The sequence below is a fragment of the Paractinoplanes polyasparticus genome, assembly GCF_019710575.1.
GTDB classification, from domain to species: Bacteria; Actinomycetota; Actinomycetes; order Mycobacteriales; family Micromonosporaceae; genus Actinoplanes; species Actinoplanes polyasparticus.
This window is the reverse complement of record NZ_JAHWFK010000004.1, coordinates 26712-41443: the sequence shown is the minus strand read 5'-3', so window position 1 is coordinate 41443 and position 14732 is coordinate 26712. Positions and strand designations below refer to the sequence as shown.

Sequence of the window (14732 nt, the reverse complement as noted above, 5' to 3'; positions counted from 1 at the left end):
CCGGGGCTCAGCGGATGCCCTCGCGGCGCAGCGTCGTCGCGAGGGCCTGGGTGCGCGCGGTCACCGCGGCGGTGACCCGCTTGAGCTCGGCGCCCTTGGCCGCCCCGGCCGGCATCGAGCAGGAGATCGCGTCGGTGGCCGGGATCCGGTAGCCCACCGTGGCGGCCAGGCAGGCGACGCCCTCGGTGCCCTGCTCGCGTTCGAAGGCCCAGCCCCGCTGCCGCACCGCGTCCAGTTCGCCGAGCAGGGCCGCCCGGTCGACGATGGTGTGCGGCGTGTATCGCTCCAGGGTGGCCGGCAGCAGCGCCTCGACCTCGTCGGTGGTCAGGTCGGCCAGCAGGGCCTGACCCAGCGCCGTCAGGTGGGCCGGCAACCGCCGCCCGACCCGCGACACCACGTGCACGGTGTCGCGGGATTCCCGGCTGGCCAGGTAGAGCACGTGGTTCTCGTCGCGACGGGCGTAGTGGATGGTGTAGCCCAGCTCGGCCCGCAGGTCCTCGAGGGCCTCGTAGGCGAACATCAGCGCCGGATCGCGGTCGAGGTAGGCCGTGCCGGCGAGCAGCGCGTGGGGGCCGACGCCGAACGCCGACCCGGCGTCGTCGGTCTCCACCCACTTCAGGTCGCGCAGCGTGCGCACCAGGGCATGCAGGCTCGAGCGGGGGTAGCCCGTGCGTTCCTGCAGCTGCGACAGGGTCAGCCGCGCCGGGGAGGCGGCGAGCGTCTCGAGGATCCGGACCGTCCGCTCCGCGGACTTGACCGGCGACATCTCGGCGGTGCTGTCCGGGACGTGCGCCACGGGTCGTCCGCCGGTGCGGCGACGGGTCTCTGGCATGGATCCATCCTCAAGATCGTCTATTTCCCACTGTTGACCGTCATGCTACCGGACGCTAACTTGACGCTGCGTGTGAACACATTCCAGGAAGCCATCCATATACATGGACAGGAGGCAGAAGCGTGATGCGCCGGACCGCTCCCCTCGGACTCGCCGCTCTGCTCGCCCTCGCCCTCGTCGCCGGCGGCGCAGCCGCCTGCAGCGGCGACAGCAGCGCGGAACAAGACGCCAATGCACCACTGCAGATCTGGATCCGTAAGCCCCCCGGTTCCAACTCGGAGAAGACCGCCCGGGACCTCGCCGCGAAATTCACCGCCGCCAGCGGCGTGCCGGCCCAGGTGACCGCCCTGTTCGAGGACTTCGAGACGAAGCTTCAGCAGGCCGCCGCGCAGAAGGATCTGCCCGACATCGTCATCAACGACACCGCCCAGCTGGGCAGCCTGGTCAAACAGGGCCTGGTGCGCGACGTCGACCGGGCTGCCCTGGCCGGCGGCGCCGACCTCAGCCCGGTCGCCTGGGACGCGGCCAAGGGCGCGGACGGCAAGTACTACGCGGCGCCCTTCTCCGTGCAGTCCTTCGCGCTGTTCATCCGCAAGGACTGGCGGATGAAGACCGGGGCGAGAACGCCGGCCTCGTGGGCCGAGCTCGACGAGCTGGCCCGTAAATTCACCACCGGCGACCCGGACGGCAACGGCGCGGCCGACACGTACGGGTGGGTGGTTCCCGCTTCCACCAAGCGGGGCTACGCCTCCTGGTACGCCACCAGCTTCCTGTGGTCGGCCGGCGGCGACTTCCTCACCGGGTCGCCAGGTAAGTTCACCCCCGCGGTCGACAGCGCGCAGTCGGCCCAGGCGGTCAACTACCTCAAGGCCCAGTTCTGCACCGACAAGACGGTGGTCCCCGGCGCCGTCACCATGGAGACCGTCCAGGCGCACCAGGCGTTCGAGAGCGGCAAGGGCGGCATCTACTTCACCGGGCCCTACAACATGGCGCGCTTCGACAAGAGCCTGGGACGCGACAAGTACGAAGTGGTGGCGTTGCCCGCGGGTCCCGGCGCGAAGGCGTCGTCGCTGGCCGAGGGCGAGAACGTCTATCTGATGGCCGGCTCGGCCAACCAGGACGGTCAGAAGAAGTTCGCCGAGTTCGCGACGTCCCCCGAGGGGCAGACGATCGGCATGGCCGGTGACACCGACGGCACCATCGTCCGGCTGCCCGTCAACACCAAGGTGCAGCTCGGCACGGTCCGCCAGGACACCCGCTGGCAGACCTTCGAGACCGTCTTCCAGCAGGCCGGGCGGTTCACCCCGGCAGTGCCCGACTGGACCCCGTTCCGGCAGAGCGCCGCCGACACCCTCAACACGATCTTCGCGAACTGCTCGACGGATACCAAGGCAGCGCTGGACAAGCTGGCGCAGACCTACACCGAGGAGCTGACCAAGCAAGAGGTCAAGGGGTGACGTCCCTGCGCGAGGCGCCGGCACGGCGGCGGGCTCCGGCCCTCGGCGTGCCGGCGCGCCGGGGACGCGGCGCCCGGGCGTACGCGCTGCCCTGGCTGTTCCTGCTGCCGGCGTTGATCCTGTTCGCCGTGTTCAAGTTCGCGCCGATGGTGCGGGCCATCGAGATGAGCTTCCACGAGGTACGCCCCTATCTGGGGGACCGGTGGGTCGGCGCGGACAACTACAGCGCCGTGGTCACCGACGACGCCTTCCGGTCGGCGATCTGGCACACCGTGGTCCTCGCCGTCGGCCAGACCGGCGGCTCTCTGGTCATCGGCCTGGTGCTGGCCCTGCTGCTCGAGGGCGCGGCGCGGCACCTGTGGTTCGTCCGGACCGCGGTCTTTCTGCCGACGGTCGCCGCGATGGCCGTGGTCGCCGAGGTCTGGCGGCTCATCTACTACCCGGCGCCCGACGGGATCGCGAACACCCTGCTGGGCTGGATCGGGATGGGTCCGTCGTCGTTCCTCAACGCCGAGGACACCTCACTGTGGTCGGTGATGGCCGTGGGCATCTGGCGCGGCGCCCCGTACGACATGATGATCTTCATCGCCGGACTGGCCGGCGTCGACCGCACCCTGTACGAGGCGTCCGCGGCCGACGGCGCCGGTCCACTGCGCCGGCTCTGGCACGTCACCCTGCCGTCGCTGCGCCCGGTCTTCGCGATCCTGTTCACCCTGGCGGCCATCCGCGGTCTGCGCGTCTTCACCGAGATCTTCCTGCTGACCAACGGCGGCCCCAACGGTTCCACGGAAGTGCTGATGACCCTCATCTACAAGCTGGGACTGGAACGCAACGAGCTCGGCATCGCCGCGGCCGGGTCGATGGTGCTGCTCGGCGCCACCGTCGTGCTGACGCTGACTGTGCAGGCCCTGCGCCGCCGGGAGGCGCGATGAGCACCCGGCCCGACCGGTACGACTCCGCGCTGGGCTTCACCGCGCTGCGCGGCCCGCTGGCCCGCGTGGCGCAGATCCTGCTGTACGCCGTGCTCGTCACCATCTTCGCCGGGCCGCTGGTGGCCCTGATGGTCGGCGCCTTCAGCCCGGTCGCCGACCCGAGCCGGCTCACCCTGTGGCCGGACAGGCTGACCCTCGACAACTTCACCGCGGCCTTCGACCGGGGCGTGCTGGGCTACCTGCTCAACTCGTTCATCGTCGTCGGCGTCGGCCTGCTGCTGCAGATCCTGGTCAGCGTCTCCGCCGTGTACGCCCTGGCCCGCCACAAGTTCCCCGGCATGCGCCTGGTCCTCCTGCTGATCCTGTCGACCATGATGCTGCCGGAGGAGATCCTGGCCATCCCGCTGTCACTGGTGCTCGCCGACGTGCCGATCGTGCACGTCAACCTGATCGGCACCCTGGCCGGCATGATCGTCCCGGTCGCTGCCTGGGCCTTCTCCATCCTGGTCATGACCGAGTTCATGAAGGAGATCCCGATGGAGCTGGAGGAGGCCGCGCGCATCGACGGCGCCGGCGACCTGCGGATCCTGATGACCATCGTGCTGCCGCTCGTGCGCCCGGCGCTCGGCGTGATCGGCATCTTCGGCTTCACCATGATCTGGGACCAGTACATGCTTCCGCTGCTGGTGGCTCAGGACGCCAGCCAGTTCACCCTGCCGCTGGCGTTGCGGACGCTGCGCACCGACGAGCAGGCCGGTCTGGGCGTGCTGCTCGCCGCCGCGCTGCTCGCCCTGCTTCCGTCCGTGCTGGCCTTCCTGGCCCTGCAACGGCAGTTCATGAAGGGCCTGACGTCCGGCGCCGTCAAGGGCTGACGCCCCGCGAACGATGAAGACGCCGTCAAGGGCGGATGCCCGCGAACGATGAAGACAAGGAAACCTATGCCTCTGCACGGCCTGCTCTCCTTCCCGCTCACGCCGTTCACCCCGGACGACGAGGTGGCCACCGGTGTCCTCGCCGACCACCTCGCCGAACAGGTGGCGGCCGGCCCGGCGGCGCTGTTCGTCGCCTGCGGCACCGGAGAGTTCACCGCCCTCGGCCCCGAGGAGTACCGCACCGTGGTGCGGACCGCCGTCCGGGAGGCCGCCGGCCGGCTGCCGGTGTACGCCGGGGCCGGCGGTGGACCCCGGATGGCCGCCGGCTTCGCCCGAGCGGCGGCCGAGTGCGGGGCGGACGGGCTGCTGCTGCTCCCGCCGTATCTCGTCTCCGGGCCGCCCGCCGGTCTGGTGCGGCACATCGCCTACGTCACCGGGGCCACCGCGCTGCCCCTGGTGGTCTACCAGCGGGCCAACGCGGTGCTCGACCCGGCTGCCGCGCTCGCGCTGCTCGACCTGTCCACGGTGATCGGCGTCAAGGACGGCCGGGGCGACGTGGACGCCATGCACCGCCTGGTCGCCACCGTCCGGGCGAGCGGGCATCCGCGCGCCGCCGAGATGGTGTTCCTCAACGGCCTGCCCACCGCCGAGGTGTCCGCGGCGGCGTACCGGGCCATCGGGGTGCCCAGCTACTCCTCGGCCGCGCTCTGTTTCGTGCCGGAGCTGGCGGTCGCGTTCCACCGGGCGATCGAGACCGGCGACGAGGCCGTCGCCCGCGCCCTGCTGACCGAGTTCTATCTTCCCCTCGTGGAACTTCGCGACCGGGTGGCGGGTTATGCGGTCAGCCTGCCCAAGGCCGGCGCGACCCTGCGGGGCCTGGCGATGGGCTCGGTCCGCCCGCCGCTGGCCGACGTGTCCGCGGAGCACCGCGAGGAGCTGGCCGCGCTGATGGACCGGGGCCGCGCGGCGCTGCTGCGGATCAGCGCGCCGCGAGCCGTGCCGGAGGTGGCCGCGTGACCATGCCGATCACCCGGGTGAGCGTCACGCCGATCGCCTTTCCCGACCCGCCGTTGCTGAACTCGGCCGGGCTCCACCAGCCCTGGGCGCTGCGGTCGATCATCGAGGTCACCGCGGCCGACGGGTCGGTCGGCCTCGGCGAGAGCTACGGCGACGCCCCGCATCTGGCGCTGCTCGGCCAGGTGGCAGCCGCGCTCGACGGGCTCGACATCTTCGACCTGAACGGTGTGCGGTCGCGGGCCGCGACGGCGATCGGGGCGGCCGACGCCCCGGACCGGCACGGGCTCACCGGGCCGTCCAGCACCGCCAAGACGCTGGCCCGCGTGGTCTCGCCGTTCGAGGTGGCGCTGCTCGACCTGCAGGGTCAGGCCACCGGGCGGCCGGTGTGGGCGCTGCTCGGCGGCCTCGTCCGCGACCGGGTGCCGTTCTCCGGATACCTCTTCTACAAGTGGGCCGCCCACCCCGGCGCTCAGCCCGACGTCTACGGCGAGGCGCTCGACGCGGACGGTCTGGTCGAACAGGCCCGGCGGATGGTGGCGCGGTACGGCTTCCGGTCGCTCAAGCTCAAGGGCGGGGTGCTGCCACCGGACGACGAGATCGCCGCCGTCGAGGCGCTGCGGGACGCCTTTCCGCGGCATCCCCTGCGGCTCGACCCGAACTGCGCGTGGACGGTCGAGACCTCCGTACGGGTCGCCGAGAAGACCGCCGGGCTCCTGGAGTATCTGGAAGACCCCACGCCCGGCCTGGCCGGCATGGCCGAGGTGGCCGCGGCGGCGCCGATGCCGCTGGCCACCAACATGTGCGTCGTCGAGTTCGGCGACCTCCCCGAGGCCGTCCGGCGCGACTCCGTGCAGGTCGTGCTGTCCGACCACCACTACTGGGGCGGGCTGACCGAGTCGGCCACGCTCGCCGCGGTCTGCCGCACCTGGGGGCTCGGGCTGTCCATGCACTCCAACAGCCACCTGGGGATCAGCCTGGCCGCGATGGTCCACCTCGGCGCAGCCACCCCCAACCTCACGTACGACGCCGACACCCATACGCCGTGGCAACTCGGCGCCGACGTGGTCACCGAGCCGCTGAGCTTCGTGGACGGCGCGGTGTCCGTGCCCCGCGGGCCTGGCCTGGGGGTAAGCCTCGACCGGGCGGCGCTGGCCCGGATGCACGCCGACTACCTCGCATGCGGCCTGCGGGAACGCGACGACACCGGCTATCTGCGGCAGTTCCGGCCCGGCTTCGAGAAGCGGCGCCCGCGGTGGTGAACGCCGCCGGGCACGCCTATCCCTGGGACGTGCTCGGCGACCCGGACTTCCCGGCGCGCGTCCGCAAGGCAGGGATGGACACCGTCACACTGGCCGCGGCCTACCACAGCACGAGGGCCGCGACCCCGCTGCACCCGGCCCGGCGCACGGTGGACGCGCGCCATGCGGCGCTGTACCGCCCGATCCGGCCCGAAGCCTGGGCCGGGAAGCGGCTGTGGGCGGCCGCCGCCGATTGGATGGGTGAACCGGACCCCTTCGGCGCCGCCGCCCGGGTGCTGCAGGACAACGGATTACGGGTCACGGCCTGGATCGTGCTGACCCACAGCACCCGGATCGGCGCCGTCCACCAGGATGTGGCGGTGGTCAACTGCTTCGGCGAGCTCTACCCGTACGCGCTCTGCCCGGCCGGCCCGGAGGTACGCCGGTACGCGGCCACCCTGGCCGCCGAGGCCGTGCGCGACGCCCCGGTCGATGCCGTCTCGCTGGAGGCCTGCGGCCAGATGGGCGTGGACCACCTGGGACACCACGAGAAAACCGCCGGCGCGTGGACCGCGCACGGCCGGAAGGTGTTGTCGGTCTGCTGCTGCGGCTGGTGCCGGGCGGCGTGGCGGCAGGCCGGCGTCGACGACGACGAGGTGATCGACGGACTGCGCCGGGAGCGGATCCACGACGTCGTGCTGCCCGTGCGCCAGGCGCACACCGACGCGCTGCGGGCCGAAGTGCTCGCGGCCGTCCGGGCCGTGCTGCCCGGCGCCCCCATCCGGCTGCACGCCAGCCCGGACCCGTGGGCGACCGGACCGTCACCCGGGCTCACGCCCACGGCCGCCGCCGACGTCGACGCTCTGCTCGTTCCGGCCTGGCCGCTGGGTGCGGCCGGTGTGGTGGCAGCGGCGACGGCGTACGGCAAACCGGTCGACGCCTACGTCACCGTCGTGTCCGAAGCCGAGCCTCGTGAAGTCCTCCGCCACGCCCGGGCGGTCGTGGACGCGGGGGCCGCCGGTCTTGGCCTCTATCACCTCGGCCTGGCCCCGGCCTGGCGCCAGGGACTGTTCGCCGACATCCTCGGCGCGGTCCGATGACCGTACGGGCCGGTCTGCTCTCGGTGACCCTGCGCGGGCTGACCCCCGAGCGGGTGGCGGCCGTCGCCGCCCGAGCCGGGCTCACCGAGGTGGAGTGGGGCGGCGACATCCACGTCCCGCACGGCGATCTGAGCGCCGCGGAGCGAGTCGCGGCTCTGAGCGCCCGGACGGGTCTCACCGTCTCGGCCTACGGCTCGTACTACCGGCTCGGGCACAGCGACGACGCGGAGGCCGTGGTCGCCACGGCCGCCCGGCTCGGCGCGCCGGTGATCCGGGTCTGGGCCGGCCGGCAGGGGAGCGCGGCCGCTGATGCCGCCTACCGCGCCCGGGTTCGCGACGACGCGCTGCGACTGGCCGAGCTGGCCGGCGGAATCGGACTGGTGCTCGAGTACCACCGCGATACGCTGACCGACACCCGCGCCTCGACGGCCGCTCTGCTCGAGGAGCTGCGCCCGTCCGGCGTCCGCAGCCTGTGGCAACCGCAACCCGAGCGGTCCGTCGAGGAGAACACCGCCGACCTGCGGGCTCTGTTGCCGGACCTGGCCAACCTGCACGTCTTCGCCTGGAACCCGGACCGGAGCCGGTTGCCGCTGGCGGCGCATCGCCGACGGTGGGCGGTCTGGCTGGCGGTGGCCGACGAGGCGCCGGGCGACCGGTACGCCGGCCTCGAGTTCGTGCCGGGCGACGACCCCGCACAGGTGCTGACCGACGCCGCCACCCTCCATGCCCTGCTCGGGTGAGAGCACGGCATGGAGGGCGGCCGCCCGTCAGGACGTGGGGAAGTCGTCCGCCGGGCTCTTGATGTGGTCGCGGATCCAGACTCCGGCCGGCTTCAGCCGCGAGGTTCCGGCGAACGGGCCACCCGGGCAGGTGCCGGCGGTGAACACCGCACCCGAGCGGCTGTCGTCGGAGTAGTTCCAGTTGGTCCAGCTGATCTTCTTCTGGGCCATCAGGTCCAGGTACTGCTGCGAGCGGGTGAAGTTGTTCGTCCCGTCGCCGGACGCCGTCTGGGTGCCGAACTCGGTGACGAACACCGGGATCCGGTCGGCCGCACGCGACAACGTGTTCAGATATTCGGCGCCGTGCGAGCCGGCGTAGAAGTGGAACGTGTACATGATGTTGGTGGCGTTCACCGGGTTGTTGATGACGTCGGTCTCGCTCCCGCCGTCGGAGACGCCCAGCGAGCCCCAGCCGTGGGTGCCCAGCAGGATGACCGCGTCCGGGTCGGCCGCGCGGATCGTCGGGATGATCGCCTCGTGGTACGTCTTGATCCGTGACCACGGCGTGCCGTTGGGCTCGTTGGCCACGTCGTACAGGATGTTGGGCTTGTTGCCGTGCCGCTGGGCGATCTCGGCGAAGAAGGTGCGGGCCCGCTCGAGGTTGTAGTTCGGGTCGCCCGGCGTGAGCTGGTGCCAGTCGACGATGACGTACATGCCGCGGGCGCTGACCTGCTCGATCAGGGCGTGCATGCGGTCGGTGAACAGGCGCGGGTTGGTCTCGTAGCCACCCTCCTGGATGTACATCGACAGGCGCAGGTGGTCGGCCTGCCAGTCACCGGCGAGAGCGTCCAGCGAGGCGTTGTTGACGCAGTTGGGATACCACTGCAGACCGTGCGTGCTCATGCCGCGCAGCTGGATCGGACGGCCGTACTGGTTGCAAAGTTTGACGCCGCACACGCGCAGCTGGCCGTTGACGGCGACCGGGGTGCCGTTGGTGGGCGGGGGAGTGGTGGCGCCGTCGACGACGGTCAGCCGGTCGAGGTTGGGGCCGCCGGCCGCGGTCGTGGAGGTGGCCAGGATGGTGTTCGCGCCGGCCTTGAGGGTGGCGGTGACGGTGGCTTCCTGCCACGACGTCCAGGCGCCGGTGCCGTTGAAGGCGAGGGCCTGGTTGACCACGGCGCCGTTGACGGTGATGCGCATCGGCCGGTTGACGGCGGTGCCGTTGGCGAAGCGGAAGCGCAGGGTGGCGGTTCCGGCGGTGGCCTGGGGGGACCACTGCACGGCGCTGCCGACCGCGTTGTCGGTGTTGACGAAGCCGGCGCCGGTGAACCCGGCGTGGTTGGACTCGACGACACCGGCCGTGATGGCGGCCGATTCGGCTTCGAAGGTCGTGGTCGCGGCGTCGGCGCTGCTGGTGAGGACCAGCCCGGCGCCGAGCAGGCCGGCAGTGGTGAGGGCAGCGATCTGAGTACGCACTCTGGGTCGTTTCATGTCCGTCCCGGGGGAATAGTTAAGTACTCTTACCAATGATGATGGTCGATGTTAGGGAGGTCGTCGCGGGGCGTCAAGACGCGTCCACATATGTAGACGGCTTACAGATGGGGGTTTCGCATCCGTGTCATGGGCGTTACTTTGTCAGGCATCGATGTCCCGCCCTCAGGAGTTGACATGCGCACCCGCACCCTCCGCACGAGCTGCGCCGCCGCCATAGGCCTGGCCCTGCTGGCCACCCTCGGAATCACCGCCGGTCCTACAGCGGCAGCCCCGGCGGCGACCGCCGCCATCTCGGTCGATCTCGCCAATCCGGGCGCACGCCTGCCGGCCGACCTCGTCGGCCTGTCGTTCGAGATGCGCGAACTCGGCATCGGCAACCTGGACGCCCGCAAGGGCAACCTGGCCCAGCTGTTCAAGACCCTCGGCCCCAGCAACGTCCGCATCTCCGGCAACACCCTCGACCGCGACGGCATCTGGCTGCGCGACGGCGAGGCGCTGCCCCGCCCGCAACCCGACTGGCTGCAGCACGTGGTGACCCGCTCGGACATCGAGCGGCTCGACGAATTCCTGGGCGAGACGGGCTGGAAGACCGAGGTCGGCATCAACATGGGCCGGTGGGACGCGGCCGACGCCGCCGACCAGGCCCGGACGATGACCAGGGTGCTGGGCCGGAAGCTGGTCGCGGCCGAATGCGGCAACGAACCCGACCAGTGGGTCGGCAAGGGATTCCGGCCCGCCGGGTTCGCGTACGCCGACTACCGCAAGGACTTCCAGGCCTGCGCGGCCGCGGTGGGCCCGTCCATCCCGCTGGCGGGCCCGGACGCCGCCTCGCCCAGCTCGGCCTGGGCCGCGAACCTGGCCCGCGACGAGCCCCGCCTCGGCCTGGTGATGCTGCACCAGTACGCGATGGACCCGACCGGCACCATGGCTCGTCTGTTGTCCCCCGAGACGTACGCGAGCCAGCTGCGTTCCATCACGCCGAACCTCGACACGGCCAAGGAACTCGGCAAGCCGCTACGCCTCGACGAGACCAACTCGGCCTGGGGCGGCGGCATCGACGGCGTCAGCAACAAGCACGGCTCCGCGCTGTGGGCACTGGACTACAGCCTCCAGCTCGGCCGGGCGGGCGTCGCGGGCCTCAACTTCCACGGCGGCCTCGGCGTCTGCGACCAACCCATCTGGAACGGCAAATGGCAGCTCTACACGCCGATCTGCGCCGCGGGCAAGGCCGGTGAGCTGGCCCAGATCTACCAGGTGATGCCCATCTACTACGGCCTGTGGATGGCCCGTCGGCTGGGCACCGGCCGCTACCTGCCGGTCGCCCTCACCACCGAGCGCAACCTCACGGCCTACGCGGTACGAGGCGACGACGGCCGGCTGCGTCTGGCGGTGATCAGCAAGGAGGATCCCGCGTCCGGCCCGGTCGACGTGTCCATCACGGTCGGCGGCGCCAACCGCGGCGCCGACGTACTCACCATGACCGGCAGCAGCCTCACCGGCGTGGACACGGCCGTGCAGGGCGCGACGGTGGACAGCGACGGTCGCCTCCGTCCCGGTCGGCCCACCCGGGCGCCGGTCCGGAGCGGCACCCTGTCCCTGCAGCTGACCGCCGGCTCGGCGGCGGTCATCACCCTGGACCGCTGAACCCGGCCGGACTCGCCCGGCTCATCCCCGCGGGAGACCGGCATCCTCGTCATCGCCATGTCTTGTAAGCCGGGTGTGCGCGCGTCGGCCGGCCCGGTGCTGATCTTTGCCGGCGGGGTGGTTCACGTGGTCACCTCAGTTTCCGCCCGCCGTAGGTCCAGGCGCGCAGCGCCCATTCGACGGGGCCGTAGCGGAATCGGCGCATCCACCAGGCGCTGGCGGCCAGCTGGGCCAGGAAGATCATCACCGCGATCGCCAGTGTCTCCGCCGGTGAGGTGCGGCCGGCCAGGCCCAGCCCCACACCGGTGAAGACAAGCACGCACAGCAGCGACTGGGCGAGATAGTTCGTCAGTGCCATCCGTCCGGCCGGCGCCACCACGTCAGTGATCCGCGTGCGCCGCTGGAAGAACCGGAGCAGCGACGCGGCGTACGCGGCGGCCAGGAACGGCGCGGTGATGATGCTGACCATCAAGCCGGTCAGGTTGGCCGTGCCGGCACCGACCGCGAAGATGAGCGCGCCGGCCAGCCCGATCGGATAGCCGGCGCGCTCGCAGTGGCGCAGCAGATCACGGTGCGCGGGCACGTCGGCGAGCAGGCGGTGCTTGCCGGCGGCGAGACCGACGAGGAACGCGGCGAACGCCAGGGGCCCCTGCACGGCGAGCCCTCCGAGCATGGCCGGCATCGAGCGCAGATGCTCCACGACGACGTCACCGAACCCGCCCTGCAGAGCCAGGGTCGAGCGCGCGCCGGCCTCCACCGCCCCGTCCGCGATCAGGGCGACGTCGAGGACGGCGGCTACCCCGACCGCGAACCCCATCACCCCCACGATCGTCGCCGCCACCATCAGCGCCGTGCGGGACGAGATCCGCCGGACCGCCGGCAAGGCAAGACCAAGCACCGCGTACGTGGTGAGGATGTCGCCGTGGAAGAGCAGCACCGCGTGCAGGGCGCCGAGGATGAACAGCCCGGCCAGCCGCCGCAGGAACGACGGCACGAACGCCGTGCCGCGCCGGGCGGCCGAGTCGAGCTGCAGGGTGAAGCTGTAGCCGAACAGGAACGAGAACAGCAGGTACGCCTTCATGGCGAACAGCAGCTCGACCGCGCCGGCGACGAGGCGGTCCAATGTGCCGTGCGACGGATCCTCGACCAGATGGAACGGGAACCCGGAGCTGAAGAACGCGATGTTCACCAGCAGGATGAGCAGCAGCGCGCTGCCCCGCAACCCGTCCACCACGGCGATCCGTGCACTGTCGACAGTGGTTCCGATCGATGACGGTCTCATAGGAGCAAGACTCGTGGCCGACGTTGCCGCCGTGGAGTACTTTCGTCACACGATCTGTCGTGACGAAAGTCAGCGGAGGTGCCGATCATCGGGTGTGCCGAGTGCGGAGGCGACCTCCCCGCGGGCGACGGCTGGGGGCGGCCCCGGCGATATTGCGCGCGCCGCTGCCAGGCCCGTGCCTATCGCCGGCGCCGTGACGACGGTCGGCCGAGGGTGATCCCTGCGGCTTCCCGGCACGACGCCGAGAGCCTGGTCGCCCTGGCGGTCATGCTCGCCGACGAGGCCGGGCTGGAAGCCGTCTCCGTACGGGTCCTCGCCGCACGCGCCGGCCTCCCGGTCCATCTGCTCTACCGTCAGGTGCGCAACCGCGCCGGCCTGCACGCCGCCATGGCCGAGCACGTCATCGCCGAGCGCACCCCCCGGCCCGCGACCCGGCCGGATGATCCTCGGGCGCATCTGCGCCGGCTCGCCCACGAGGAGTGGGCCATGTACCGCCGGCATCCCTGGCTACTGATGATCCTCGCCACCGACCGCCCACCCACCGGCCCCGCCGTCCTGGCCATGGTCGACCGCGTCGTGGCGGTGCTCGCCGAGGCCGGTCTCGATCCGGCCGACGCGTTCCGGGTCTACCTCGTCCTCAGCGGCTACGTGCAGGGTATGGCGCTGCTCATCGACCGCGACCCGGACGGCGCCGACCGCGGCGCCGAGTCACGTGCGTGGCGCTCGGCCACCCGTCGCTGGCTCGAAGCGACCGGCAGTCTCCAGCGGCGACCCTGGCTCTCCGCGGCCGGCCGGACCGGCCCCGGCACCGACCTCGATGCCTGGTTCGAGTTCGGGTTGGACCGGATGCTCGCCGGCCTGCTGCCATGACCCGAAGGCCTCAGGCACGCACGCCGACGACCGCGGTCAGGGGAAGGTGCGGCGTGAGTTTCTCGTAGCCATGGCCGCCGCTGGGCGTCGCCCGGTTCACGTCCACCTGGGACTGGGGGAGCCCTCAGTCTCGAAGGTGGAAGCGCAGGTCGGTCGGCGGGCGGGCCGGCGCCGAGGCTGGGCAGCCTCGGTGACCTGGGAGGAGGTCGTGCTTGGTCCCGGCCTGGCTGGGCTGCTACACGTCTTCCTCAAGGTGCGCGGCTACGCAGCAGCCATGGCTTGGTCGATGGCAGCCGCGTTCATCGTCTTTGGGTGTGCATTGTTCACCGGGGAATTGGCGTCGACTCCGTCGGCGAGATCCAGCTCAGTGGCTGAAACCGGCGACGCCGCCGCGCCGCGAAGGCTTCGGCGGCAGCGGGAGGGCAACCCCTGATCCGGCGGCGCAAAGAGTTGCGTCAGAGGTCGCAATTACGCCGTACGGAAACCGTTCACCGGTGGCATGAAAGCCCAGCGTCGGGCAGACATCCGGATTCGCCGCAGACAGGATGCGGAGCGTACTCGTGTGCTGGCGGCGCGTTGCCCGTCGGTTTTCGTGGCGGGACCCGTGTAGGAGCACCTCGACGCTGACGAGATCAGCACTCTCCCGCACTCAGGTCGCTGCGGCAGTAGGGGCCGTCACCGGTCTGGGCCGTCACCGGTCCGGGCGCGATGAGCTCCGGCAGCGTGTGCGGTCCGGAAATGGGCCGGCCCAGCACCGTGCTGTCAGTGGTTCGGGGTGCGCAGCACGGTGTCGAGCTGGCCGTCGCGGTCTGTGTCGAGGTAGGTGAGCTCGGGCACCCCGTCGCCGTCGAGGTCGAGCTGCACCACGTCGGCGATGCCGTCACCGTCGAGGTCGGTGACCACCTCAATCGATCCGTCCGAGCGGCGGCTGACAATCGAATTGGCGGCGGTGGCGACCCGGCCTGCCGGTCCGGGGATGGGCGGCGATCCGGGCGCGGAGGATGGCAGTGGGCCGGGCCGGCTGGCGTACGCCCCGACCGGGCCGTCGGTGCCGGCCGGATCGATCTCCTCTTCAGAGGGGTAGACGTCGCCGTGCCAGGCCGGATCAGGGTAGGTACTCATCTCCTTGAGGTTCCCTGACGGAGCCGGCGGTAACCGTCGGCACAGAAAGAGGCACACTGCTGTGCCGAGCACCGCGCCAACCCGGTCGTAACGGTCGTCCGCCCGAGCCTGGCAGACCGTTGACCAATACAGGAACGATCACCTCGCGACAAG

At 71.4% G+C, this 14732-nt stretch carries 13 protein-coding genes; 9 read left to right on the top strand and 4 right to left on the bottom strand.

All coding sequences use genetic code 11. The features are described 5' to 3' along the window. Positions 1-7 precede the first annotated feature (7 nt). Positions 8-832, bottom strand: coding sequence for an IclR family transcriptional regulator (locus KXC43_RS06085; protein WP_221374945.1), 825 nt, complete (start codon positions 830-832; stop codon positions 8-10). Positions 833-957: 125 nt separating this feature from the next. Between KXC43_RS06085 and KXC43_RS06080 the strand changes: the two genes are divergently transcribed. From KXC43_RS06080 to KXC43_RS06050, 7 genes are all read left to right on the top strand, one after another. After that, on the top strand, positions 958-2289 hold the full coding sequence (locus KXC43_RS06080; protein WP_221375199.1) for a sugar ABC transporter substrate-binding protein: 1332 nt from the start codon (positions 958-960) through the stop codon (positions 2287-2289). Continuing rightward, positions 2286-3221, top strand: coding sequence for a carbohydrate ABC transporter permease (locus tag KXC43_RS06075; protein ID WP_308128978.1), 936 nt, complete (start codon positions 2286-2288; stop codon positions 3219-3221). The genes KXC43_RS06080 and KXC43_RS06075 overlap by 4 nt, the downstream gene beginning before the upstream one ends. Next, the gene (locus KXC43_RS06070) at positions 3218-4093 is read left to right on the top strand and encodes a carbohydrate ABC transporter permease (RefSeq protein ID WP_221374944.1); all 876 of its coding nucleotides are present in this window, start codon (positions 3218-3220) and stop codon (positions 4091-4093) included. Before KXC43_RS06075 ends, KXC43_RS06070 begins: the two co-directional genes overlap by 4 nt. A gap of 66 nt (positions 4094-4159) precedes the next feature. Then, positions 4160-5110: a 5-dehydro-4-deoxyglucarate dehydratase gene (locus tag KXC43_RS06065; RefSeq protein ID WP_221374943.1), complete on the top strand. Its 951-nt coding sequence runs from the start codon at positions 4160-4162 to the stop codon at positions 5108-5110. Between the two features lie 2 nt (positions 5111-5112). After that, complete coding sequence (locus tag KXC43_RS06060) at positions 5113-6369, top strand: enolase C-terminal domain-like protein (RefSeq protein WP_221375197.1); 1257 nt, start codon at positions 5113-5115, stop codon at positions 6367-6369. Then, the gene (locus KXC43_RS06055) at positions 6363-7448 is read left to right on the top strand and encodes a hypothetical protein (RefSeq protein WP_221374942.1); all 1086 of its coding nucleotides are present in this window, start codon (positions 6363-6365) and stop codon (positions 7446-7448) included. Before KXC43_RS06060 ends, KXC43_RS06055 begins: the two co-directional genes overlap by 7 nt. Continuing rightward, positions 7445-8188 (top strand): sugar phosphate isomerase/epimerase family protein, encoded by a 744-nt coding sequence (locus KXC43_RS06050; RefSeq protein ID WP_221374941.1) that lies wholly within the window; start codon positions 7445-7447, stop codon positions 8186-8188. Before KXC43_RS06055 ends, KXC43_RS06050 begins: the two co-directional genes overlap by 4 nt. Positions 8189-8215: 27 nt before the next feature. Here KXC43_RS06050 and KXC43_RS06045 read toward each other — a convergent pair whose 3' ends face one another. Further along, the gene (locus KXC43_RS06045) at positions 8216-9643 is read right to left on the bottom strand and encodes a cellulase family glycosylhydrolase (RefSeq protein WP_308128977.1); all 1428 of its coding nucleotides are present in this window, start codon (positions 9641-9643) and stop codon (positions 8216-8218) included. A 192-nt stretch (positions 9644-9835) separates the two neighbouring features. Between KXC43_RS06045 and KXC43_RS06040 the strand changes: the two genes are divergently transcribed. After that, positions 9836-11305: a glycosyl hydrolase family 79 C-terminal domain-containing protein gene (locus KXC43_RS06040; RefSeq protein WP_221374940.1), complete on the top strand. Its 1470-nt coding sequence runs from the start codon at positions 9836-9838 to the stop codon at positions 11303-11305. A 130-nt stretch (positions 11306-11435) separates the two neighbouring features. Here KXC43_RS06040 and KXC43_RS06035 read toward each other — a convergent pair whose 3' ends face one another. Then, positions 11436-12587 (bottom strand): DUF418 domain-containing protein, encoded by a 1152-nt coding sequence (locus tag KXC43_RS06035; RefSeq protein WP_221374939.1) that lies wholly within the window; start codon positions 12585-12587, stop codon positions 11436-11438. Between the two features lie 213 nt (positions 12588-12800). Here KXC43_RS06035 and KXC43_RS06030 point away from each other — a divergent pair, with 213 nt between their 5' ends. Next, a complete protein-coding gene (locus KXC43_RS06030; protein WP_221374938.1) occupies positions 12801-13457 on the top strand; it encodes a TetR/AcrR family transcriptional regulator C-terminal domain-containing protein in 657 nt (218 codons plus the stop codon). 762 nt (positions 13458-14219) lie between these two features. Here KXC43_RS06030 and KXC43_RS06025 read toward each other — a convergent pair. Further along, entirely contained in the window at positions 14220-14579 is a 360-nt protein-coding gene (locus KXC43_RS06025; RefSeq protein ID WP_221374937.1) for a hypothetical protein, read from the bottom strand. Between the last annotated feature and the right edge of the window lie 153 nt (positions 14580-14732).

Excerpts from the sequence above, each read along its gene's own strand:
- KXC43_RS06085 (WP_221374945.1), bottom strand. The coding sequence starts at position 832 with ATGCCAGAGACCCGTCGCCGCACCGGCGGACGACCCGTGGCGCACGTC.
- KXC43_RS06080 (WP_221375199.1), top strand. The coding sequence starts at position 958 with ATGCGCCGGACCGCTCCCCTCGGACTCGCCGCTCTGCTCGCCCTCGCC.
- KXC43_RS06070 (WP_221374944.1), top strand. The coding sequence starts at position 3,218 with ATGAGCACCCGGCCCGACCGGTACGACTCCGCGCTGGGCTTCACCGCG.
- KXC43_RS06065 (WP_221374943.1), top strand. The coding sequence starts at position 4,160 with ATGCCTCTGCACGGCCTGCTCTCCTTCCCGCTCACGCCGTTCACCCCG.
- KXC43_RS06060 (WP_221375197.1), top strand. The coding sequence starts at position 5,113 with ATGCCGATCACCCGGGTGAGCGTCACGCCGATCGCCTTTCCCGACCCG.
- KXC43_RS06050 (WP_221374941.1), top strand. The coding sequence starts at position 7,445 with ATGACCGTACGGGCCGGTCTGCTCTCGGTGACCCTGCGCGGGCTGACC.
- KXC43_RS06040 (WP_221374940.1), top strand. The coding sequence starts at position 9,836 with ATGCGCACCCGCACCCTCCGCACGAGCTGCGCCGCCGCCATAGGCCTG.
- KXC43_RS06035 (WP_221374939.1), bottom strand. The coding sequence starts at position 12,587 with ATGAGACCGTCATCGATCGGAACCACTGTCGACAGTGCACGGATCGCC.
- KXC43_RS06025 (WP_221374937.1), bottom strand. The coding sequence starts at position 14,579 with ATGAGTACCTACCCTGATCCGGCCTGGCACGGCGACGTCTACCCCTCT.